The 24,096-nt window shown below is 54.9% G+C and carries 13 protein-coding genes, 1 rRNA gene and 1 pseudogene; 9 read left to right on the top strand and 6 right to left on the bottom strand.

Annotation, left to right across the window (positions count from 1 at the left end):
- A 16S ribosomal RNA gene (locus QZ554_RS04710) occupies window positions 1-931 on the bottom strand; the annotation flags it as partial.
- A gap of 979 nt (window positions 932-1,910) precedes the next feature.
- Here QZ554_RS04710 and QZ554_RS04705 point away from each other — a divergent pair.
- The 7 genes from QZ554_RS04705 to purL all read left to right on the top strand — a co-directional run bounded on the left by QZ554_RS04705 (window position 1,911) and on the right by purL (window position 14,236).
- Window positions 1,911-2,729, top strand: coding sequence for a hypothetical protein (locus tag QZ554_RS04705; protein ID WP_297194716.1), 819 nt, complete (start codon window positions 1,911-1,913; stop codon window positions 2,727-2,729).
- Between the two features lie 173 nt (window positions 2,730-2,902).
- Complete coding sequence (locus QZ554_RS04700; protein ID WP_297194715.1) at window positions 2,903-4,273, top strand: hypothetical protein; 1,371 nt, start codon at window positions 2,903-2,905, stop codon at window positions 4,271-4,273.
- A 72-nt stretch (window positions 4,274-4,345) separates the two neighbouring features.
- Window positions 4,346-5,827: a leucine-rich repeat domain-containing protein gene (locus QZ554_RS04695; RefSeq protein ID WP_297194714.1), complete on the top strand. Its 1,482-nt coding sequence runs from the start codon at window positions 4,346-4,348 to the stop codon at window positions 5,825-5,827.
- 94 nt (window positions 5,828-5,921) lie between these two features.
- Window positions 5,922-7,112 (top strand): leucine-rich repeat protein, encoded by a 1,191-nt coding sequence (locus QZ554_RS04690; RefSeq protein WP_297194713.1) that lies wholly within the window; start codon window positions 5,922-5,924, stop codon window positions 7,110-7,112.
- Between the two features lie 105 nt (window positions 7,113-7,217).
- On the top strand, window positions 7,218-8,501 hold the full coding sequence (locus QZ554_RS04685; RefSeq protein WP_297194712.1) for a hypothetical protein: 1,284 nt from the start codon (window positions 7,218-7,220) through the stop codon (window positions 8,499-8,501).
- A gap of 819 nt (window positions 8,502-9,320) precedes the next feature.
- Window positions 9,321-10,334 (top strand): M23 family metallopeptidase, encoded by a 1,014-nt coding sequence (locus tag QZ554_RS04680; protein WP_297194711.1) that lies wholly within the window; start codon window positions 9,321-9,323, stop codon window positions 10,332-10,334.
- 197 nt (window positions 10,335-10,531) lie between these two features.
- On the top strand, window positions 10,532-14,236 hold the full coding sequence (purL, locus tag QZ554_RS04675) for a phosphoribosylformylglycinamidine synthase (RefSeq protein ID WP_297194710.1): 3,705 nt from the start codon (window positions 10,532-10,534) through the stop codon (window positions 14,234-14,236).
- Window positions 14,237-14,333: 97 nt separating this feature from the next.
- Here purL and QZ554_RS04670 read toward each other — a convergent pair whose 3' ends face one another.
- The 3 genes from QZ554_RS04670 to QZ554_RS04660 all read right to left on the bottom strand — a co-directional run bounded on the left by QZ554_RS04670 (window position 14,334) and on the right by QZ554_RS04660 (window position 17,121).
- Complete coding sequence (locus QZ554_RS04670; protein WP_297194709.1) at window positions 14,334-14,912, bottom strand: hypothetical protein; 579 nt, start codon at window positions 14,910-14,912, stop codon at window positions 14,334-14,336.
- Window positions 14,913-14,981: 69 nt separating this feature from the next.
- Entirely contained in the window at window positions 14,982-15,560 is a 579-nt protein-coding gene (locus QZ554_RS04665; RefSeq protein ID WP_297194708.1) for a hypothetical protein, read from the bottom strand.
- 358 nt (window positions 15,561-15,918) lie between these two features.
- Window positions 15,919-17,121 (bottom strand): energy transducer TonB, encoded by a 1,203-nt coding sequence (locus QZ554_RS04660; RefSeq protein ID WP_297194707.1) that lies wholly within the window; start codon window positions 17,119-17,121, stop codon window positions 15,919-15,921.
- Between the two features lie 685 nt (window positions 17,122-17,806).
- Between QZ554_RS04660 and QZ554_RS04655 the strand changes: the two genes are divergently transcribed.
- Both QZ554_RS04655 and QZ554_RS04650 read left to right on the top strand, forming a co-directional pair.
- Window positions 17,807-20,851, top strand: coding sequence for a TonB-dependent receptor (locus QZ554_RS04655; protein WP_297194706.1), 3,045 nt, complete (start codon window positions 17,807-17,809; stop codon window positions 20,849-20,851).
- A gap of 13 nt (window positions 20,852-20,864) precedes the next feature.
- On the top strand, window positions 20,865-22,523 hold the full coding sequence (locus QZ554_RS04650; protein WP_297194705.1) for a RagB/SusD family nutrient uptake outer membrane protein: 1,659 nt from the start codon (window positions 20,865-20,867) through the stop codon (window positions 22,521-22,523).
- Window positions 22,524-22,854: 331 nt separating this feature from the next.
- Here the strand turns inward: QZ554_RS04650 and QZ554_RS04645 are convergent, their stop codons facing one another.
- Window positions 22,855-23,700, bottom strand: coding sequence for a phosphorylcholine transferase LicD (locus QZ554_RS04645; RefSeq protein WP_297194704.1), 846 nt, complete (start codon window positions 23,698-23,700; stop codon window positions 22,855-22,857).
- A 319-nt stretch (window positions 23,701-24,019) separates the two neighbouring features.
- Window positions 24,020-24,096: pseudogene (locus QZ554_RS04640) on the bottom strand (30S ribosomal protein S14); the annotation flags it as partial.

Here is a 24,096-nt window from a genome sequence, read left to right as displayed (position 1 = left end):
CGGGCCCCCGTCAATTCCTTTGAGTTTCACCGTTGCCGGCGTACTCCCCAGGTGGAATACTTATCGCTTTCGCTTAGACTCTTACACTATATCGCAAAAATCTAGTATTCATCGTTTACTGCGTGGACTACCAGGGTATCTAATCCTGTTTGATCCCCACGCTTTCGTGCTTCAGTGTCAGACGGAGCCTGGTACGCTGCCTTCGCAATCGGCGTTCTGTGTGATATCTATGCATTTCACCGCTACACCACACATTCCGCATACCTCGTCTCCTCTCTAGCATATCAGTTTCAACGGCAAGACTACAGTTGAGCTGCAGCTTTTCACCACTGACTTAATACGCCACCTACGCACCCTTTAAACCCAATAATTCCGGATAACGCTCGTATCCTCCGTATTACCGCGGCTGCTGGCACGGAGTTAGCCGATACTTATTCGTAGAGTACATGCATCTCAGCTACACGTAGCTGCCGTTATTCCTCTACAAAAGAAGTTTACAATCCATAGAACCGTCCTCCTTCACGCGACTTGGCTGGTTCAGGCTCTCGCCCATTGACCAATATTCCTCACTGCTGCCTCCCGTAGGAGTCTGGTCCGTGTCTCAGTACCAGTGTGGGGGTTCAACCTCTCAGTTCCCCTACCCATCGTCGCCTTGGTGAGCCGTTACCTCACCAACTAGCTAATGGGACGCATGCCTATCTCACAGCGAAATTCATTTCCTCTAGCCTGGATGCCCAGACTGGAGTGTACGCGGTATTAGTCCGTCTTTCGACGGGTTATCCCCCTCTGTGAGGCAAGTTGCATACGCGTTACGCACCCGTGCGCCGGTCGCCATCAGTCTTAGCAAGCTAAGACCATGCTGCCCCTCGACTTGCATGTGTTAAGCCTATCGCTAGCGTTCATCCTGAGCCAGGATCAAACTCTTCATTGTCAATATTTTTATTGTACTTTGTTTCTGTTTGTCTTGCTCCGAAGATGTTTTCTTGCTTCAGATCTATTAGTGTATCTCTACCTAAGTAAAGGTCCGTAATTGACGGTTAGGTCTTTATATTCCCTAAACGTTTGTTACTACACTTCTGTTTGTCAATATCAATTATCTCAAAGATCGCTTATACGTCGTCGTGGTCGCAATCACTTCCGGCCACCCGTCTTGCGTTTTGCGGTTGCAAAGGTACTGCTTTTTTCCGAACTACCAAACTTTACCGCAAATTTTCTCGCAAACGTCTCTGCCCTCGCTCCGTCTCTTCCTCCTCATTCGTCTCGCTTGCTGTGCACCTCCTCGCTTGGATTTGCGTCTGCAAAGGTAGTGCATTTCTCCCCATAGTTCCAAATCACAACGCAAATTCCCTCTATTCTCGCACGCGGGTACATTATTTATAAGGACGTAGGGGCGATGGCGAGAAAAGGCTAGCTGTAGAGCTGGCACGAGCCCATTCGTTGCGCTGATATGAGCCCTTCTAGCGTGCCGAGGAGAGCCTATTCGTACAGCTGAGAGGAGCCCCTAGACGAAGTAGTAATGAGCGCCCCAGTGTACACGCGTGTATACAACAGTGTACACGTGGGTACACAACTGTATACACACGTGTACACAAAACAGGATACGCTGAGAGCGCCAACGAAGGGATAACAAGCAGGAAAGAACGAAGTAGAAAGGACTGTGAGGGGAGACAAGGAAAGTACGTAATACATGCCCACCTAATACTGGGTCACGCACCTACCTACATTATATAGAGGGACGGTAGCGAGTATTTGCTACCTTTGGCACGAGAGAGGAGTGGGAGCACCCACAGACGCATTTCTTCCACAGACGAAGCTAGGCGGAGCCGTAAGGCAGAGACCTCCACCCTCCCCGGGAGAGATAAAACTCATTGAGCAGACGCTCTCACGCAACAATACTAAACCTATCATATATGAAGACTAACTATCATCTACACCACTATGCCCTCAGAGTAATACTTGGGGCTGTACTCACGGCGCTCGTGCTCCCAGGGCTGACCTTGACCTCAAGAGCCGAAGGAAAGGACGAACTCATCTACCTCCTCTTTGACCTCCGCAAGTCCAAGAGGATGCTACGACACCGAGACTTCGGCCCTAAGCTCGACGCTTGGCGAAGGGAAAGCGAGCACTTATCTGCCCGAGCAAGCAGAAGGAAGCTCCCCATCAACGAGGGTTGGCTCTCTATCGCCCCCGCTTGGCGTGGGGTGCAGGACTCACTCCAGCTACCCGCCTTCCGCTACGGCTTCAATAGGAATGAGGGTATGCTCTCCTTCTACGTAGATAGCGTGGCAGAGCTGCCGACCGACTCAGGTCTCGTCTTCCATCCCATGAAGGCCTTCACCGATACCCTCCTAAGGCATATATATCGCCCGATCAGCAAGGAGGATCAGCGACGGATCCGTATCGTCACACGTGACCATCAGGGACGCATGCAGATCTATAGAGTATGCGGGGCGTTTTTTGATAATAATTTCGGCTATCCAGAGTATATGATAAGGCATGAGTGCTACTTTTTTGTTCGGTACATCCCAGTTAACCCATGGAGTGGTCAAGATCTCCCAGACGATGCGACACTCGAGCAGCTACAGGAGGATCGGAAAGCCTATCAACGACTCCTCAAGTATGGCTTTATCCGCGAGGACATCTACGCATACAGAGTCAAAAGGCGCCTAAAAGAGGAAGCCGAACTACAGAAAGCAGCCCAAAGCGCTAAGGCAAAGCAAACACCCTAGTAGAGGAGCATTACGACGAGTCGTAGAGGGAGCTAGGGAAGAGCTACACAAGGGGTTAGCCTCGCAAACACCGCATATAAGCAGAAGTTGTAGTACCTTTGTAGGCTATTCCTTTGGACTAGCTCTCTTTGAGACCACTATAAATTATCATACAAAAAGAGAATCTTCGAGCAATGAAGAAAACACTTCTTTCCGCCTGGGCTCTTATGCTCCTAGGTGGCATTATCCAAAGCTGTGGTAAGGAAGCCAACGAGCCTACGAACCGCCAAACAGCCAAGACCACGAGCCCTACGAGCGCACGAGTGGCCGAGGAACAAGCCCTCGGGGCTATCCCTGGCTCACTGAGCACAGACAGCCTCGCCCTCGTATCCCTCTATCAGGCTACCAATGGGGACTCCTGGACACGAACCAACAACTGGATCTCTGAGGCTCCCCTCTCCAAGTGGGAGGGCATCGAGGTACGTCAGGTAGCTGGTCAGCCACGTGTCACCGCCCTCTACCTCGGAGCTAACAAGCTACAGGGGCAGCTACCCGCCTCCATCGGTCAGCTCACCGCACTGAACATCCTACAGCTTCAGTACAACGAAGGGCTCACCGGACAGCTCCCCGAGGAACTCTTCCAGCTGGAGCAGCTCATCTCCCTACGCCTACGCTTCACCAGCATGACAGGTAGCCTACCTGCTGCGGTCGGACGTCTCACGAAGATCGACACCCTCGACCTAAGTGCCAGCGTCTACGACCTATCTCCATGGTGGGATGGTGATATGAAGACGGCTAAGGAGCACCGCCCCAACCTCAAGACCCTCTCAGGCAAGCTCCCCAAGGAGATCGGTAACCTCCGTCAGGCTCGCTACATCGACCTCTCTGGTCAGGGCTTCACGGGCGAGCTCCCCAGTGAACTAGGACAGCTCACTGCCCTCCGCTACTTCGCAGCCTATCAGTGCCGCTTCGAGGGTGCTATCCCAGCCTCGCTCGGTCAGCTCAAGGACCTCACCTACCTCTCTCTAGGACGCAACTCCTTCAGCGGCGAGCTCCCCAGCGAACTAGGTCAGCTCTCTAGCATCCGTGAGCTCCTCATCAGCTACAATCAGCTCTCGGGTACAATCCCCGCAAGCCTCGGCAACCTAAAGAGCCTACAGAACCTCAACCTCGAGCACAACCAGTTCTCCGGGAGCATTCCTCAGGAGCTGGCTGCCCTAAGCGGTCTCTACCAGCTCTACCTCAATGGCAACAAGCTCACAGGCCGTATCCCTGCTGACCTCGGTGGTGCACAGCAGCCCAACCTCTTCTGGATCGACCTACGAGACAATGACCTCACGGGTCACATGCCCGCACGTATCAAGCAGTACCTCCCCAACGACAAGGAGTACGCTCACATCCACGGCCTACCTGAATACGGCTATGCGATCTTCTCTGTCTCGGGCAACCGTCTCTCGGGCAACGTACCCCAGGAGTACCTCCAGTACCCTAAGACGCTCAAGCACCTCCTCCCACAGCGTGGCGAGGGCTTTGCTAACCTCCCCAATGGCTCTATTGCCAAGTAACTCTCCCTTCACTACGCCACCTCTGCCCACGCGGGGTAGGTGGCGTAGTAATTCGATTTTTCAATCTTAATTATGAACATCAGTAAGCTAGTGCTTGCGCTCGGGCTCACACTTGCCCTCGGCGCACTCCCCTCCTGCCGTAGCAACGAGGATCCAACACCAACACCCACGCCAAAGCCTCAGTCCGGTATCGTCATCAAGAACGGTGTCCTCTCGGCCTACCCCGAGAAGGAGATTAAGGACGGCGCAGTCAGCCTCCCCGAGGTCACCACGATCAATGCAAAGGTCTTCGAAGGGTACAAGACCCTAAAGAAGGTCGAAGCTCCCAAGCTCGCCAAGGTAGAGGCAGCAGCCTTCAAGGGTTGTACCGCCCTCACCTCCCTCACCCTAGGCTCCACTATCCCCGTGGTAGCAGATGATGCCTTCGAAGGTACACCCGACACGAAGGACCTCATTGTCCCAGCCGAAAAGGCTAAGGAGTATAGAGCCTTCGCCACCAAGCATCACTTCAAGACCATCAACGGTCAGCCTATTCCCACGATCCTCATCGAGGCAGGTGTACTCAAGGTCTACCCCGCAGAGCTCCTCCCCGAGGATGGCAAGCTCACCCTCGCAGCGAACGTCACCAGCATCGCTGACGAAGTCTTCGCTGGTCAGACACAGCTCAAGGAGGTACACGCTACGCACGTAACGAAGATCGGAGCTAAGACCTTCAAGGGTTGCTCTGCACTCTCAACGGTAGAGCTAGGCGAGGCCGTCCCCACAGTCGCTGATGACACCTTCGAAGGCACTCCCGACACGAAGAATCTCGTTGTCCCTACCGAAAAGGTTGCGGACTACCTAGCTTTCGCCAAGAAGCACCACTTCAAGACGATCAACGGCGAAGAGCCTATTGAACTTCCTGCAGGAGTCGTCATCGAAGGCAACACCCTCAAGAAGTGGCCTGCTAGCGTAGCTCGTCAGGAGAAGGTTGTCCTCCCCAGCTACATCACCAAGATCGGAATGAGCGCTTTTGAGCGTAAGTCTCAGGTTGTCGAGCTCGTTGGTCCTGGGGTCGTAGAGATTGCAGACAAGGGGTTCGGACCTGAAGGAAACACCATTATTCGCAAGGCAACCTTCCCAAAACTGAAGAAGATCGGTTACCGTGGAGTATACTATTGTACTGCCCTTAAGACCTTCGAAGCACCCCTGCTAGAAGAAGTCGGAAAGGGAGCCTTCCTCAGTTCCTCCAGCATCACAGAGTTCAACTTCCCTCTACTCAAGGTTGCTCCCGATGATGCCTTTAGAGCTCGCTTTGATGGCGGTCTGAAAACTGTTGTACTGCCAGCACTCACATCTTTTGGTGAAAATGTATTCAACTTCCACAATAAGATTGAGTCCATTGAGCTCGGGGCAACACCTCCCTCTGGAGCAAAACAAACGCTATTCGACAGCGCACTCAAGACCAAGAACCCTGCACCTAAGGTTATCGTCCCTGCCTCTGCAGTGGATGCCTATGGCGGTCTAGGTAAGAAGTGGCTCGATATCTTCGTTGTCGAAGCAAAGAAGCCCTAACCCATCCCTATCCTAGTGTCCCCTCGGGGACACCGAACAGCACTCCCTGCCCTACTCGTGGGGCAGGGAGTGTAACTTATATATCACAGACCACATGACGACTAGCAAACTTCTGATCGCACTAGGGCTGACACTTGCCCTAGGCACACTGCCCTCCTGCAAGAGCAAGGATACTCCTATACCTACCCCCAAGCCCGCACCCACACCTACTCCCACCCCTACCCCTGAGCCCCCCGCTAAAGGGATGAAGATCGAGAAGGGCGTACTAATCGCCTTCGGAGCCGATGCCACCCCAGCTGATGGGATCGTCCGTCTAGACAAGGACAAGGTGCATACGATTGGGGAAAAGGCCTTCGCAGGGAACACTCGCCTCAAGGAGATCCATGCCCCAGGTGTCACGAAGATCGAGGCTGGAGCCTTCAAGGGTTGCTCCTCGCTGATGAAGGTTGATTTCGGCGCTGGACAGCGTCCACCCTTGGCAATCGACAATCTGAACAAGAGCTCCTACACGGCCGAGGATGCCTTCTGGGGAACACCCGAGGAGAAGGTACTCACCTTCAATCCCAAGGCTGACCCCAACTACCTCGCCTACTTCGAGTATATCGCTCGTCACCACTTCGCTCGCCTAGATGGGATCGAGATCCCAGCCACCCTCTCAGCCTCAGACTACGTAGTCAAGAATGGCGTCCTCGAACGGATCAAGAACAACAATGTCCTCTCGGGTCGTGGTCGCAATGGAGTGCTCATCCTCCCCAGCAACATCAAGAAGATCGGGAATGGGGTCTTCGGAGACCGGTTCCAAAACTTCAAGGCTATCTACGGCGAAGGGATAGAGGAGATCGAGGATAATGCCTTCGTAGCATGCTACAGCCTCCAGTTCGTTCACTTCCCCATGCTCAAGAGCATCGGGGAGCAGGTCTTTTCCTTCAACGGCAAGCTCGATGCGCTGAACTTCCCCCACCTCGAGAAGATCGGTCACCTAGCCTTCAATAGCTACGGCGCCGTAAATCCCATCCGCCTCACCTACCTCAGCCTTCCCCGAGTCAAGACGATCGGTCGGGGCGTCCTCGAGGGCAAGTACGATCCTACACGGCACTTCACGCTCATCCTCGGGGCAAAGCCTCAGATAGACTTCACCCCCTACAAGGATGATATGCCTCAGGATGGCAGTGTGACCTTCCATGGTATGATCTCCCCTACCCTCTACCTCTCCCCCGCAGACAAGGCTGGCTACGACCTGAAGGACGGCAAGTGGCACGGCTTCACCGTCAAGGAGCTGAAGTAGACTCATTCAGACTAAGGGCATAGGTAGTCCCCTCAGCGACTATGCCCCTAGTCTCGCTACCCAGGAAGGCTCCGCACCGGAGCCTTCCTCATCCATATCGCTATTATGAAGATCTATTCTATCCTCGCCCTTGCCCTCGTAGTGGGTACCCTCACCACGGGGTGTAGGAGCAAGGCTCCTGAGCCCGTCCCTCCTACCCCCCAGCCCGAGAAGCCGAAAGAGCCTGAGAAGCCCAAGGATCCTAAGGAACCGGAGCAACCCAAGAAGCCGAAGAAACCCTACGAAGGGTATGAGGGCTATACACTCCTGCACGACACGGGGCTCCCGGTCTATCACTACAATGAGTTTACGGGCGTCGCTTCAGCCCCTCACCTCTTCCTCATCGATCCCTCAGGGCGACGTACTGGTGATGCCCTAGCCGACCTCAACCCCGACTATGAGGGGCACGAGGATGTCTGCGAGACCCAGCTGAGTGTAGCGGGGAACTACATCGCCCTACTAGCGAAGTACGACTTTACCCAGCACCGACATGCCTCTCGCCTACTCCTCTTGGATAGGAAGACGCTCAAGATCCAGCATAACATCCGCATCGAAGAGCCGAATGATGACAACTGGGTACGTCAGAGCTTCGTCCTCTCGGATGGCTCTACCTACCTAGCCTTTAGCAAGAAGTCCTTCTACCGCCTCACCCCCGAGGATGGGAAGCTGAGCCGGATCACCGTCGGAGGAAACTGGGAGTACCCCCTAGCAGCAGCCTCGTGGCAGGACAAGGGGTACTTCTTCCGCAAGTATGATCGGGTAGCCCTACAGTTTACCCTTGGCTCGACGAGTAGCACGACGATCGAGGTCCTTCCCGCAGGAGCCAAGTTCAGCCAGATCTATCAGGTGGGAGGCGAGTACCTAGTGCTCCGAGACGATGCCAATCGCTACACGCTCTTCTCGATGAAGGAGGGGAAGGTCTCGGCTCGCTTCACCCTGACAGAGGGTGCAGGACGTGCTATGGCCTACGATGCCACATCACGGGTACTCTTCTTCTCGGGCAGTGGGTCTGATGCTAGAGAGCGCAGTGTCTACCGCACCCATCTCACAGCAGGGACGCCAGCAGAGACCATCCAGCGACTAGAGGCCAAGCTCTACTACCGCATAGCTGGTCGCACCGAGAGTGACAGCAAGCTCGGGCTACAGATGACCCTCGGGATCAATACCGACACCGATCAGCTCTATGTCTCTTGGCTTGATCAGGGACGAGGAGGGCCTCTCCTGCATCATCTCTCCAAGGCCGTACGACTACCCATCCAGCATACGGGCAGCCTCCCAGTGAAGAGCCTAGAGCTCTACGACTTCCACCACGCTACGGATATCCGAGATATTTTCCTGAACGCACGCTAAGCACACCTCCCCATAGGAGGGATAAATAGCGAGACAGCCCCGAGTCCTATTCTGTGGACTCGGGGCTGTCTCGCTATGATTGGATATAGCTTCGGCCCAGATCGTGCCATACCATATATAATATATGGAGCAACATTCGCCAAGGGAGGCGAAGAACACCTGAGCCGACACACGAAGCCACCATAGAGAGAGGGCAAAGTTGCCAAGGAGCATACGCCGACGGTAGAAGTATCTGCTTCCTAGGGGGGAGCGTACCGAGCATATACCTACTAGCTAGGAGGGGGTTGTGCTTGCCTTCCTCATCGTGCTGAGTGGGGTAGCACACCGAGCATATACCTACTAGTTAGGAGGGGTGAGTGTACACGTGTGTACACAACTGTATACACGCGTGTACACAACATCGCTCTAAGTATATCCTCGGTAGAGCTCGTTTGTATGTCTCTTCCTCGGGGATAACGCCTAGGCTCTGGGAGCACAGCTAAGCACCCTAGGGGATGCAATGCCCCCCAAAGAGCCAAAGACTGGAGTGCACGAGAGAGATCGCCTCCCCTGCGTCAGGGAATGAATCGGAAATAATAAAATGAGCGGAGGAAATACTGCAGCCTCTTGGAGCAGCGTTAGTAGACTAGTCAGGACACACTATAATGAGTGCCTACGCTGAGCCCTCAGGGATACTGGGGAGTAGGCGAGGTTGTGTATTATATGTAATTGACTATCTTTGTATTCGTTCCGTGCTTTGGCATCCGCAGGCAAGGGACACCATGAGGGACGCGCCCCTTGTGGTAGTGTTAGTTAACTTTTTGAACGTTTTTCTCTGGTATGACAAGAAAGAAGACGCAACTGTTATGCGCATCTCTGTGTCTCGTCGCCACAACCTTCACAAGCTGGGCCAATGCCCAAGTGAAGGGACAGACACCTAGGAAAGAGACACGCACGACAGCTGGACAGCAGGGCTCGACCACACAGGCGGGCGAGCATCTGCTCTTAGCAGACCGACTAGAGATCCGGAACCGACTGCTCAAGGAGAAGCAACGCCGAGAGGCGGAGCTACAGGCCGAGAAGCAGAAGGAAGATCTGGAGGCTCCAGCGGTAGACATCTATGGTGACGACTCGTGGGGTAGTCACGTCAATCCCTTTGCTGGGATGGCAGTGAATATCCCCGATAGGCAGGACATCGACCTACAGGAGTTCGTAATGCCAATCGAGACCCGACAGATCACCTCGCACTACGGATACCGCCGTAGCTTCGGACGAATGCATTATGGGGTAGACCTCAAGCTCAGTGTGGGCGACACGGTACGCGCAGCCTTCTCGGGCAAGGTACGTATCCGAGCCTATGAGGGTAGAGGGTACGGGCACTACCTCGTCATCCGTCACCCCAATGGACTAGAGACTGTATATGGGCACATGTCCCGCTCGATTGTCCGTGAGGGTACAGTCGTCAAGGCTGGCGACCCGATCGGTCTAGGAGGCAACACTGGACGCTCCACAGGACCGCACCTACACTTCGAGGCTCGCTTCATGGGGATCCCCCTAGCGCCCACAGACCTCTTCGACTTCGAGGCTGGAGTACCTCGCTTCGACGTCTTCGCCTTTGTCAAAGGTGCTTACCAAGTCCCACGCTCCTTCGCTATGGCACATGCCACAGCAAAGCCGAAGAAGAGTGGGGTAGCCAATGAAGAACAATTCAAGACGCACCGCATCAAGAAGGGCGACACCCTAGGATCCATCGCACGCCACTACGGCGTGAGTGTCTCGAAGCTCTGCCAGACCAATGGCATAGCCTCTAAAGCCAAGCTAAGCATCGGGCGTACACTACGTATCCCCAGCTAGGCATCCATACACTCACAGCCCGAGATGGCTACACCCTACAGCAAAGGGCTCCGCAGACTAGCAGACCGATCAGGTCTCGTCTTGCGGAGCCTTGCTTTTAGCTATCTTTGCACAGCGTCTTAGGCGCACCGATTGGGTAAGCCGAGCACGCACCTCCATTTCATCCCTACACCTACTCCGTATTACTTAGAATTGGAATGATTACGTTCTTCAGAGCTCCCAGTAGCTCTACCCTTTACATCGTCGAGAGCCATCAGGCCATAGGACGAGAGCATCTGGAGTCTCTCACTTGGCTCTTCTCTGGGGCAACAGCCCTCGACAGCCAGTCACTCCCAGGCTTCTTCATCGGGACACGGCGTGAGCTGATCACCCCATGGAGCACCAATGCCGTAGAGATCGTGCGTAACATGAGGATCCCCGACATCACACGTATCGAGGCCTTCGAGGAGGTCTCGAGCGCTGATGCCCCCTACGACCCGATGCTCCAGCACCTCTATCAGGGACTCGACCAGAGCGTATTCACCCACCAGCAGGTGGCAGAGCCTATCCGTCAGGTGCGGGACATACGAGCCTACAGCCAGAGCGAGGGGCTCGCACTCAGTGACGAAGAGATCGAGTACCTCGAGCAGCTCTCCCAGCGACTCGGACGTCCCCTGACCGACAGCGAGCTCTTCGGCTTCTCGCAGGTGAACTCCGAGCACTGCCGACACAAGATCTTCGGGGGAACCTTCGTCATCGACGGGGAGGAGCGAGAGGCTTCGCTCTTCTCTATGATCAAGGACACCAGCGCCGCTAACCCCAACCACCTCGTCTCCGCCTACCGGGATAACGTTGCCTTCATAGACGGACCTAAAGACTTGGAGCAGTTCGCTCCTGCCTCGGCTGACCGTCCAGACTTCTTTGAGCGTAAGACTGTAGATAGCGTGCTAAGTCTCAAGGCCGAGACCCACAACTTCCCCACCACCGTGGAGCCCTTCAACGGTGCAGCCACAGGTACAGGTGGGGAGATCCGAGACCGTATGGCAGGCGGTAGAGCCAGCATTCCTCTGGCGGGTACCGCCGTCTACATGACGAGCTATCCACGACTCGAAGACAACCGCCCCTGGGAAGAGGCTCTACCTGCACGTCCATGGCTCTACCAAACACCTCAGCAGATCCTCACCAAGGCCTCCAACGGAGCGAGTGACTTCGGGAACAAGTTCGGACAGCCCCTCATCTGTGGCTCTGTCCTCACCCTAGAGCACCAGACCGAAGGACAGGTATATGGCTATGACAAGGCTATCATGCTCGCAGGCGGTGTCGGCTATGCCCGCCGCAGTGATGCACAGAAGGGGACACCCAAGCCCCACGAGAAGGTCGTCCTGCTCGGCGGTGACAACTACCGCATCGGTATGGGTGGTGGCGCAGTTAGCTCGGTCAATACCGGTCAGTATGCAGGAGCCATAGAGCTCAATGCCGTACAGCGCGCCAACCCCGAGATGCAGAAGCGTGTCGAGAATGTCATCCGCGCCCTAGCAGAATGCGAGGACAACCCCATCGTCTCCATCCATGACCACGGAGCTGGTGGACACCTCAACTGCCTCTCGGAGCTTGTCGAGACGACGGGCGGACACTTCGACCTCAGCACCTTCCCCATCGGGGACGAGACGCTCTCCAGCCGTGAGATCATCGGCAATGAGAGCCAGGAGCGCATGGGGCTACTCGTCGGAGAAGAATCCCTAGAGCGTATCGCCCGTATCGCAGAGCGTGAGCGTGCTCCGATGTACGTCGTCGGGGAGACGACCGAGGATATGCACCTGACCTTCGAAGAGGCAGGTGGGGACAAGCCTATTGACCTTGACCTGTCCGATATGTTCGGCTCTGCACCTAAGACCTACATGCACGACCGTACCGTGGAGCGTCACTACCCTGCCCTCAGCTACGACAGCACTCAGGTAGAGCACTACCTAGACCGTGTCCTACAGCTCGAGGGAGTGGCTTGTAAGGATTGGCTGACCAACAAGGTCGATCGCTCCGTCACAGGTCGTGTGGCACGCCAGCAGTGTCAGGGGGCGATACAGCTCCCCTTGAGTGACTGTGGTGTCATGGCCGTGGACTTCCGAGGCAAGTCGGGGATCGCTACTTCTATCGGGCATGCCCCTGCCGCCGCCCTCGTCGATCCCGTGGCTGGCTCACAGCTAGCCATCGCAGAGGCACTGACCAACATCGTCTTCGCCCCCCTCACCTATGGACTCGAGGGCGTCTCGCTAAGTGCCAACTGGATGTGGCCCTGCCGCAACGAGGGTGAGGACGCTCGCCTCTATGACGCTGTAGAGGCTGCCTCTGCACTCGCCATCTCGCTCGGCATCAACATCCCCACGGGCAAGGACTCGCTCTCCATGACGCAGAAGTACCCCGACGGGTCTCGTGTACTGAGCCCAGGGACGGTAATCATCAGTGCGATGGGTGAAGTCTCAGACGTGAAGAAGGTACTCTCTCCCGTCCTCATCCCCGACCCTCGCTATCCGCTCTATCATATTGACTTTAGCTTTGCTCCGCTCGCCCTTGGCGGGTCTTCCCTTGCTCAGGTACTGGCTGAGGTGGGAGACGAGACTCCTTACATCGGGGAGCCCGAATACTTCCGTGAGGCCTTCACTTCGGTGCAGGAGCTCTTGGAACGTGGAGCCCTCGTCGCTGGACACGATATCTCTGCTGGTGGACTGATCACCACACTGCTAGAGATGTGCTTTGCCAACGAGCAGGGTGGACTCGAGGTCGATCTCAACGCTATCCCAGAGACCGACCTTGTCAAGCTCCTCTTCGCCGAGAACCCCGGTGTCGTCGTCCAGACCTCTCACCCAGAGCTTCTCGAGGAGGTGCTCACGGCAGCAAGCATCGGCTTTGCCCGTATCGCCACACCTACGGCCACAGGGCGTACGTTCACGATCCGCCAAGGCAAGCAGCACCTCGCCCTCGATATAGATGCCAAGCGGGAGCTGTGGTATCGTCCCTCCTACCTCCTCGACCGCTATCAGAGTGGAGAGACGCTGGCCGAAGCACGCTATGCGAACTACAGTAAGCAACCCCTCCGCTATACCTTCCCCGAGAGCTTCACGGGGAAGTTTGCCGACCTCAAGGCCAACCCCGATCGCGCCACAAAGGCGCCCGTACGGGCAGCTATCCTACGAGACAAGGGAACGAATGGCGAGCGAGAGATGGCCTACGCCCTTTACCTCGCTGGCTTCGATGTCAAGGATGTCCATCTCACAGACCTCATATCGGGTCGGGAGACGCTGGAGGATGTGCAGATGATCGTCTTCTGTGGAGGCTTCTCCAACTCTGACGTGCTAGGCTCAGCTAAGGGTTGGGCAGCAGGCATCCTATACAACGAGCAGGCCAAGGCCACGATCGACCGCTTCTATGCTCGCCCCGACACCCTCAGCCTCGGGATATGCAACGGCTGTCAGCTCATGGCGGAACTGGGGCTACTCTACCCCGAGCATGAGCTGAAGCATCGCATGGAGCACAATGACTCCCACAAGTTCGAGAGCTCCTTCGTCAGCCTCGCCATCCCCGAGAACGACTCCGTGATGCTCGGCAATCTCTCGGGTACGAAGCTCGGTGTATGGGTTGCGCATGGGGAGGGGAAGTTTGCCCTACCCTACGAGACTTCCCACTACAAGGTCATCGCACGCTACGACTACGATGCCTACCCAGGCAACCCCAACGGTTCGCCTGATGCCATCGCTGGTCTATGCAGTGCCGACGGGCGTCACCTGGCGCTGATGCCCCACCCTGAGCGAGCGATCTTCCCCTGGCAGTGTGCCTACTACCCCGAGGGGGTACGCTCGGAGCATGAGGCGACACCTTGGCTCAAGGCCTTCCGCAATGCCTACGACTGGTGCCTCAGCCATCAGAAGTAGCATTCTCCTAGGCAGTCTTTAGAAAAGTATTAGGGGGCTCCAGCATCTATGTGCTGGAGCCCCCTAATGCTTTTCTGTCACCTAGTATTCTATAGCTCTACCAGCTCTTGGGGTCAATATCCTGTGGCATGACGTAAAAGGAGGGCTGATACACGAAGATGCGCAGATCTTCATAGTTAGAACCCTTCCCTTGGCGGACGCTGAGGTTACCATCCTTCAGACGAACGACCGTGTACTCAGGCTTAGGGAGCGTATATATCCATTCCTGCGGTAGAGCATGCTTCCACTTGGGGTACTTTAGATTTCGGGCGAACTGGCATGTCTCCATCCCTGCGGGAAGAGGTGTAGCGAAGAGATCATCCTCTCGCTCTACCTCTATCGTGAAGCGAATAGTATCTCCATTCACCTGCACATTCTTCAGCGGAAAGATGGAATAGCCACAGACATACCCCTCCCGAAGTACATCATACTCATCTGTCGTAGCATTCAGCACTCCACCCGAGACCTTTCCGTCCTGTAGATAGAGGGTGAGGTAGGCATAATCAAAAATATGATCCTTCTCGCTGTTATCGTCAGAAACCCACTTGTACATTTTCCGTGTCACCTCCTGCCCAAAGGAAGGGAAAGTAGCGACGAGCACAAGGAGCGTCGATAGGATGATTTGTTTTCTTGTCATAGGGCGATTAGGTATTTTTTTAGGAGCTATATCCGAGAGTAAGGGAGACATTATGCACATCCCCTTGCTCTACCAGCTCTCGGGGTCAATATCCTGTGGCATGACGTAGAAGGAGGGCTGATACACGAAGATGCGCACCTTAGGATAGGTATCTCTCTCCCCTTGGCGGACGCTGAGGTTACCATCCTTCAGACGAACGACCACATACTCGGGCTTATTCGTCGCAAACACCCATTCTTGGGGTACAGCATGCTTCCACTTGGGGTACTTTAGATTTCGGGCGAACTGGCATGTCTCCATCCCTGCGGGAAGAGGTGTAGCGAAGAGATCATCCTCTCGCTCTACCTCGATCATAAAGCGAATAGTATCCCCATCCACTCGTACATTCTTCAGCGGGAAGATAGAATAGCCACAGACATACCCCTCACGGATCTCATCATACTCATCTGTCGTAGCGTTCAGCACTCCGCCCGTGACCTTTCCGTCTTGTAGGTAAAGCGTGAGGTAGGCATAATCAAAAATACGATCCTTCTCGCTATTATAGTTAGAGACCCACTTGTACATCTCTCGCACCACAGCTTGACTAAAGGAAGGTAGAGAGGCGACGAGTACAAGGAGCGTCGATAGGATGATTTGTTTTCTTGTCATAGGGTTAGCTCATGATTACTAAGATGAAGCAAAGGTAGCCATTATCCGTACTTGGACAAATAGCCCACACTGCAGTCGCCCTACGGGCTCTACCCTACTCTAGTCGCTATCGGGGACTACTTGCCGAGGGCAGGGGGGAGCACTTGCCTCTCTAGGCTCTCCGCCACTCGTTCGTCCGAAGTCTGGAGCGTCAAAGCGTAGGCAGACGCACCACGACGGACACGGGGGAAGGCTAGCTGGATCGCTAACCTTCCCCCGAGTTCCCTTGATAGGGGGATAACCTCCCTTATTCGTGGTCTCCCTTACTTATAGGTCGAGGAGAGAGCCTTAGTACATCAGAGTGGCTCTCCCATGGCCTCTATCGTGGGAAGAACTTGATGGCCATATAGTGCCATGCCTGTAGCGGCTGCCCATTCTTACGAGCAGGGATGAACTTAGGGGCGAGCTTCATCACATCTAGGGCGGCTTGTTCGAAGGCAGGGCTAGTCCCCTTGACGACCGTGACCTGAGAGATAGATCCATCGACATCCACGACGAAGCGTAGGTGCACCTCCCCCTGATTACGGTTGCGATACTCTACCTCCGGATACTCTAGATTTAACCTAAGGAAGTCCGAGAGACCCTGATCACCACCGGGGAAGAGGGGGCGCTCAATGTCGGTGCTGTTCTCATCTATGACAGGGATGCTATCAGGCTCGGCGACTTGCTTTACGTTGCTCTTCTGAAGACGATCGACAAGACTTGCTAGCCCCTGAGAGGGGAGCTTAAAGGTGATCGGGAGCATCATCGGAGCCGCTACTGCGACACCATTATTGCGAGCAGGTATCCAGCGGGGCATCGACTTCACCATCCTCACAGCTTCTGCATCTAGGAGCGGATGGATACTGCGGTGTATCCCTACCTGAGAGAGTTGCCCGTCAGGCTCGACAACGAAACGGACGAGGAGTCGCCCCTGGAGCTGCTTCTTCACGGCCTCCTCTGGGTAGACTAAATTGTCTGCCATATAGGCAATCAGAGCCTGATCCCCACCGGGGAACATCGGCTGGAGATTGTCCTCTACCTCCTGACTCTTGGCTTCCTTTTGGGACGTAGGGTTAGGGACGTATGTGACAGAGCTACTAGTGGGAAGCTTGAAGGTAATCGGGATGGTCACCGACTTCGCTACAGCGATACCCTTCTCTTTGCCTGGCACCCAGCGAGGCATCGACCGGATGACCCTTATAGCCTCCCTATCTAGGGGGAGATCAGCCCCCTTCAATACCGACATGTCAGAGATCTGTCCGTCAGGCTGGACAACGAAGGTGATGAGGACTCGCCCCTGGATCTTTTTCTGCAGAGCCTCCTTTGGGTAGACTATTCTCTGTTCGAGGTAGGCTCGGAGGGAATCCATCCCCCCGGGAAACGAGGGCTGGGTACTCGCCCCGACCTTTAGCTTGTCGGGCTGCGGTAGTGTGCTCTGGCTAGAGACTTGGATAGGGACGCTCCCCGAAGCAAGTTGGGGAAGGCTAAGCCCTCCGACCAAAAGCAGGAGGGGACAAAGAGCAGTACGTGTTATGTGCATATACCTTAATAATGATGTTATATCATGCTGCTATATGCCCACAAATATAGGCATTTAGTGCATCCATCCGACTTAGTATCGTAGCAGGGGCGCATCTCTCCACAGGGAGCCCAATCGCCAGCCCCCTGCTCCCCCGAAAGCACCTCAGCTATAACACTCATTCCTAGCTCGGTACCCCACACACATTACATCCCCAAAGTGCTCTCGGTAAGAACGCTCTAATCACCTTACATAGGTGACGGGAACGCTCTTTATAGGAGCGCAGGGACGCTCTCGGTATGCGCGTCTCGGCGCTCTCGGTATGCGCGTTATGGCCTTCTCAGTATGCACGCTATGAGACACTAGATAGCTCTGTGAATCAGGGGCATCCGACCCATTGCACCCATTTGACCGACCCACCCCATTAGACCTATTAGACCTATTAGCCCCATTAGACCTACCCCCTATAGCCCCCTCACTCCCTCCCCTCATACCCGACCCCGGGCATATCGGGAGCTATCCTAGGTATTGTCTCGTATTTTTTATAAGTTTGAACTGAAATACAACAGATAGGATACCACGATGCGCCTCGGGCGAGAGGCTCATCACTTGCTCCCACCCATGATGCCTTAGGGAGTGATCGTCATGCCACCGAAGCCGAGTGGCATGCAGTGTAACCACATTTTAATTCACTAGACACAAGTGTATGAAGAAGACATTCATCCTTAGGTCTCTTTGGTTCAGTTGGCTGCTGATCCTATCGACCTATCTAGCCCCACAGCTCATGGCTCAGGGGCTAACCGTCCACGGCACAATCGTGGATACCAAAGACGAGCCTATCGTCGGTGCCTCTGTCGTGCTCAAGAAGACCCCATCAAAGGGTGTCACCACAGACGTCAATGGCGCATTCACCCTCTCGGGGGTACAAAAGGATGCGATCCTACGCATCAGCTGTATCGGCTACGAAACACGGGAAGTATCCGTAGCTGGGCAGACACAACTCAAGATCACGCTCAAGGAGGATGCTCAGCTCCTCGGAGACGTCGTCGTAGTGGGCTATGGCACACAGAAGAAGGTCAATCTCTCGGGCTCCGTCACCGCCCTTGACCCTAAGCAGATACAAGCCCGCCCCATACAGAACCTCAGCAACGGCCTACAAGGCCTCGTCCCTGGGCTCACCATCACCGCTACCAACGGTGCTCCTGGACTCGACGGCGGTAAGCTCCGCATCCGTGGGACTGGTACCCTGAACAACGCAGACCCCTATATCCTCATCGATGGACTAGAGTCTGGGACGCTCAACATGCTTGATCCAAGTGACATCGAGAGCCTCTCTGTGCTCAAGGATGCAGCCTCCGCTGCCATCTACGGCTCCAAGGCTGCCAATGGTGTCATCCTCATCACGACCAAGCGTGGTAAGTCCGGCAAGGCTCGTGTCAGCTACTCGGGTAGCGTCGGGATACAGAATGCCACCCGCCTCATGGAGCGTATGGACTCCTACGAATATGCCTCCCTATATAATAAGGTCATGCAGGCTGCTGGTAAGGCTCCACGCTTCTCGGACGATGACCTGAAGAAGTTCAAGGACGGCAGTGACCCAGAGAGACACCCCAATACGGATTGGTATAGACTAGCATTCCGCACAGCCCTCATGCAGCACCACAATGTCAATGTCAGTGGGGGTACAGAGCAGGTGCGCTACATGGCCTCTATTGGCTACCTAGGACAGACGGGTATCCTCCCCAATGCCAAGCGTAACCAGTTCAACGCACGTACCAACCTCGACCTCAACCTCAGCCGCCTCATCAAGGCTCGCCTCGGTCTCTCCTACATCAAGAATAAATATTCCGACCCCAACAATGCGTATGTATCGGGGGGCTCAGACCAGATCATCCGACAGCTGAATATCATCTCCCCTTGGATCCTCGGACGTAGCAAGGACGGCAAGAGCTGGGGTACAACGGGTGACGGTAACCCACTAGCTTGGCTAGACTCTGGACAGACGATAGATAGAGATAACCACAATATCTCCGCCACTGGGGGACTAGACTTCCACGTCCTCGAGGGGCTTACCCTCACGGCCAACGTCGCCTATGTAGCGAGCCTCCAGCACTACAAGGCCTTCGTCCCCTTCATCAAGTACAATGATCACAAGGTGACCTCGCCCAACAACCTCGATGAACGCTACTACCTCTGGACCCGTGCCAACTTCGATGCTTTTGCCAACTACACCAAGAGCTTTGGCAAGAACAACATCAAGGCGCTCCTCGGGTGGCACGCAGAGGACTTCCATACCCAGTTCATGCAGGGTAAGCGCAAGGACTTCCCCTCGAACGACCTCACTGACCTCAGCGCAGGCTCCTCCTCGACCCAGCAGAATGAGGGGACGACTGCACAGCTACGCATGCTCTCTTGGTTTGGGCGTCTGAACTATGACTTCGATGGCAAGTATCTCCTCGAGGCCAACTTCCGTGCAGATGCTTCTTCCCGCTTCGCCGATGGCTATCGCTGGGGTTACTTCCCCTCCTTCTCCGCTGCTTGGCGTCTCTCCAAGGAAGAGTTCATGCAGCCCCTCTTCCCCGTGCTAAGCGATCTGAAGCTACGTGCTTCATGGGGTCTACTGGGTAACCAAGAGGCTCTGAACGACTACTATCCAGCCCTCAACACCTACAACATCGGAGCGACCTACCCCTTCGGCGGCAGCCTGACTCCGGGCTATGCCCAGACCGATCTCAAGCTCAACTATATCAGCTGGGAGAAGAGCCGCAACGTGGGTGTCGGCCTTGACTTTGGCTTCCTATCAGGACAGCTGACGGGGTCGATCGATCTCTATGCACGCAAGACGACCGACATCCTCATGAAGGTAGACGTACCTGCAGAGTTCCCCCTCAATCCCTACTACGCTAATGTAGGCTCGATGGAGAACAAGGGGGTCGAGGTAGCACTGAACTATCAGACGACCTTCGGAGACTGGACTCTGGGTGTAGGCGGTAACTTCACCTACAACAAGAATAAGATCCTCAGCCTCGGAGCGAACAAGTATATGAACGGCACTGCCGGTACACGCAACGCCGTCGGGCATCCCTTCGAGACCTACTACCTCTACAAGGCAGACGGACTCTTCCAGTCCAAGGAGGAGGCCGACCAGTTCGTAGCTAAGTATGGCACTCCCTTCGGCTCTCGTCCTCAGGCTGGGGATATCCGCTACGTCGATGTCAATGGCGACGGTAAGATCGACGGTAATGACCGTGTATATACTAACCCCGTAGAGCCTGCCTATACGTTCGCTCTGAACTTCAACCTCGGCTGGCGTTCCTTCGACTTCTCGGCTATGTTTAGCGGTGTGGCAGCAGCCTCTCGCCTCTACAGCTCCGAGGTCTTCGGCTCCTTCGCTGGGGATACAGGACACCCCTCTACGGAATGGCGTAAGGCTTGGAGCCCCGAGAACCCATCAGGCAAGATGCCTCGTGCCTACCTCAGCGGACACGCTAATCACAACGAGGTAAGCTCGACCTTCTGGCTACAGAACACACACTACCTCCGCCTGAAGAATCTCCAGCTCGGCTACACCCTGCCCAAGAGCCTCCTAGCAACTCTCGGCGTATCCTCCGTACGTGTGTACTACTCGGCCGAGAACCTCTTCACCCTGGATAACATGCGTGGCAATATCGACCCCGAGGCTACGAGCCAGCGTCTCTCCTCCTATCCTCTGCTGCGTACGCACTCCCTTGGGCTAAATGTATCCTTCTAACGTGACTACGATAATGAACAATCTATATAAGTACCTACTGGCTGGTCTCCTGACAGCTGGTAGTGTCTCCTGCTCTGGCTTCCTCGACACTGCTCCCCGTAGCCAGCTCTCACAGAAGACCACATGGAAGACCGCCGAGGACGCAGAGAAGTTCCTCGTCGGATGCTACGATGGCTGGGAGAGCGGATCGACGATCCTCTACATGGACTGCCTCTCAGACTTCGGCTTTAGCTTCCATGCGCATGAGGGCTTTAGAGCCATCGGTAATGGTACGATGAGCCCCAGCAGCCCCGGTGCTTCCTTCTACGGCTACGCAACCATCGGTCGCTGTAACCTCCTACTGAAGCAGATCGAGCAGATCCCCTCTATCCCAGAGGCTCAGAAGAAGCGCATCATCGCTGAGGCCAAGGTCATCCGTGCCTATCAGTACTTCACGATGAACTTCCTCTATGGAGGAGTACCCATTATCGAGCTCCCCGAGCTCGCTGATGAAGCCCGCCTCCCCCGCAAGAGCGAGGCCGAGGTACGTGCCTACATCGCCAAGGACCTCGACGAAGCACTCCCCGACCTACAGGCCTCCGTCGTCCGTGGTCGCCTAGGCAAGGGTGCCGCCCTAGCCATCAGAATGCGTGAAGCACTCTACTATGGAGACTGGGAGATCGCTAAGAATAAGGCTAAGGAGATCATCGATCTCGGCATCTACAGCCTAGAGAGTGACTACCAAGAGCTCTTCACCGTAAAGGGACAGAGCTCCACAGAGATCATCGCCGCCGTACAGTACCTAGAGACCATCAAGCCTCTCTATACTGCCATCGGATCGATGCTCAATAATGCCGTAGGGGGATGGTCATCCATGGTACCCACCGCCAACCTCGTCAATACCTACGAGATGAAGAATGGGCTTACCATCGACGAGACCGGCTCTGGATATGATGCTACGCACCCCTTCAAGGATCGAGACCCTCGCCTAGGGATGACCATCTGCTACCCAGGTGCCAACTACCTCAACCCTAAGGGAAAACAGCTCATCTACAACTCCCTCGACCAAACGATCACCGATGAGAAGGGACAGCAGAAGAAGAACGAAGACTACCCCGAGAGCGCAAATAATAGCTCCAAGACTGGACTGACCTGGAACAAGTACACCTACCCAGCTAATCAGTATGCAGACATGTGGTCTACGAATGCTTGCCCTATCGTCTTCCGCTATGCTGAGGTGCTGCTCACCTACGCAGAAGCAGAGAACGAGCTACACGGCCCCTCAGCAGACGTCTATGCCAAGATCAACCTCGTGCGTCAGCGTGCTGGGATGCCCAAGGTAGACGAAGCGAAGTATGCGACCAAGGACAAGCTCCGTGAGCTGATCCATCGTGAGCGTGCAGTAGAGTTTGCAGGCGAAGGGCTTCGCCGTGCCGACATCCTCCGCTGGAAGGGTGCTGATGGCAAGATGCTAGCCGAGACCGTTCTTAACGGCCCACTAGAGCGTATGGTAGGAACAGTCAATGCTCAGGGTACGAACCCTCAAACTCGTGCTACGATCGACCCCAGTGCCTCGCCACAAGCCAAGCTGGTAGAGAACCGCACCTTCCGCCCACACTTCCGCTACCTCCCGATCCCCCAGAGCGTCATCGACCGCAACCCCAACTTCGGGAAGAATAACCCTGGCTACTAGCCCCTCCACCTAGTAGCATATACAAACGACAGTGCCCCTAGCTCGCTATGAGCTAGGGGCACTGTCGTTTGTATATTTCATCTCCTTAGAGTTATCTCCGAGGCGGTGCGCAGACGCCACAGGAATTGCCTGGACGAGAACAATGCTTACAATAGCGACAATTCTTGCAGGCTCGGCAGTACGGGCTACCTGTACAACGCCTGGCTTCTGAGGCTAGGCTATCCGAGCTGGCGCCCCCGATCACTAGGACAAGGGCAGAGAGGAGGGAGAGGAGTAATCGTCTTCGCATAGGAGTCACAGTATCAGAGGGGATACAAACAGAGGGGGATGACTAAAGCTCTCCGAGCTCCTTTTTAATAGCAAGAACCTCCTCTTGTGAACGACGAGGATGGTCAAGCTCTAGGAAGAATCGCTTATGTGTGCTCAGACGCTCAGACTCGGGAGGGAACTGCATGTAGTTACCAAACTGCTTGGAGAGATAGTTATCGTAGCCCTTTTGGATCTTGACAGTCAGCCCCTCAAAAGAAATATCGACTCGCTCTGCAAACCAATCCTTAGGATACACCTTATTCAGTGCACCTCGATTCAGCCCGTAGCAGTAAAGATAATCGCCCTTGATTTCCTTGATCGCTCTGTCCATCTCTATGATCCGCTCTCTGTAGACATGCTCCCGAGGACAGATCCAGAGAATATCCTCGATCATTCGAGGGATAGGACGAAGATGTCCCTGGCGAATCTTGGACGTGAAGTGCTGTAGCTTATGCTTCCTTAGGCTCCGAGGATAAGCCTCCCATGCCTTGCGGTAGTCAGATGCTAGTTTAATATTCTCCTTGGTCTCATTAAATTCATCCATAGGGAAGACATCGACATAGAGCCCCATGAGGAAGGGGATATTGCCATGCTCCCAGATTGTAGAATCCTTCTTGCAGAACTTTGCGAAGGGGAGATAGTAGCCCGGATTCTGCATATCGATGATCTCGTAGGGGCTATCCTTAGGGAGGCTATTCCTCAAGGAGAGGAAACGCTCATAGTCATCTCTTAGGAGATAGATATCGATATCGTCATCCCAGGGGATGAAGCCATTATGCCGGACAGCACCGATAGCAGTACCACCACTGAGATAGTATGTAAGCCCATGCTCTTCACAGAGCTTGATAAGATCTGCGAAGACCTTCATCAAGGAAGACTTTACCCCAAGGATGGGTATCCAGAGTAGTTTCCCATTTCTCTGTCTTATTAATTTGGTTTAGCACACAGGCTTCCCTCCACGCCTTAGATCGGGAAAGAGAAGCCCTAGCTCTGAATGATAATAATATACAATCGGTATAATATTCGCTTTAAGGAAAAGGGCTAAGACGCTTCACATAGCAGGTCTTTGGTGACCCTATGATAGTAGCCCCCTAGAGCAATTCACCACATCGCTACCCTAGAGTATAGGGCGGCGATGTGGTGAACGAGACCGCAGGGGCTAGGGTGCCCCTACAGTGAGGATGTGACTACCAGCTGGCCTTCTTCACACCAGGGATGAGACCGGCAGATGCCATCTCACGGAACTGGATACGAGAAATGCCGA

The sequence above is a fragment of the uncultured Porphyromonas sp. genome (assembly GCF_915070105.1).
In the GTDB taxonomy this organism is placed as follows: Bacteria; Bacteroidota; Bacteroidia; order Bacteroidales; family Porphyromonadaceae; genus Porphyromonas.
The sequence above is the reverse complement of the archived record's forward strand: the minus strand, read 5'-3'. Positions and strand labels throughout refer to the sequence as shown.

Coding starts and splice junctions, on each gene's coding strand:
- QZ554_RS04705 (WP_297194716.1), top strand. CDS start 1,911: ATGAAGACTAACTATCATCTACACCACTATGCCCTCAGAGTAATACTT.
- QZ554_RS04670 (WP_297194709.1), bottom strand. CDS start 14,912: ATGACAAGAAAACAAATCATCCTATCGACGCTCCTTGTGCTCGTCGCT.
- QZ554_RS04700 (WP_297194715.1), top strand. CDS start 2,903: ATGAAGAAAACACTTCTTTCCGCCTGGGCTCTTATGCTCCTAGGTGGC.
- QZ554_RS04665 (WP_297194708.1), bottom strand. CDS start 15,560: ATGACAAGAAAACAAATCATCCTATCGACGCTCCTTGTACTCGTCGCC.
- QZ554_RS04650 (WP_297194705.1), top strand. CDS start 20,865: ATGAACAATCTATATAAGTACCTACTGGCTGGTCTCCTGACAGCTGGT.
- QZ554_RS04645 (WP_297194704.1), bottom strand. CDS start 23,700: ATGAAGGTCTTCGCAGATCTTATCAAGCTCTGTGAAGAGCATGGGCTT.
- QZ554_RS04685 (WP_297194712.1), top strand. CDS start 7,218: ATGAAGATCTATTCTATCCTCGCCCTTGCCCTCGTAGTGGGTACCCTC.
- purL (WP_297194710.1), top strand. CDS start 10,532: ATGATTACGTTCTTCAGAGCTCCCAGTAGCTCTACCCTTTACATCGTC.
- QZ554_RS04655 (WP_297194706.1), top strand. CDS start 17,807: ATGAAGAAGACATTCATCCTTAGGTCTCTTTGGTTCAGTTGGCTGCTG.
- QZ554_RS04680 (WP_297194711.1), top strand. CDS start 9,321: ATGACAAGAAAGAAGACGCAACTGTTATGCGCATCTCTGTGTCTCGTC.
- QZ554_RS04690 (WP_297194713.1), top strand. CDS start 5,922: ATGACGACTAGCAAACTTCTGATCGCACTAGGGCTGACACTTGCCCTA.
- QZ554_RS04695 (WP_297194714.1), top strand. CDS start 4,346: ATGAACATCAGTAAGCTAGTGCTTGCGCTCGGGCTCACACTTGCCCTC.
- QZ554_RS04660 (WP_297194707.1), bottom strand. CDS start 17,121: ATGCACATAACACGTACTGCTCTTTGTCCCCTCCTGCTTTTGGTCGGA.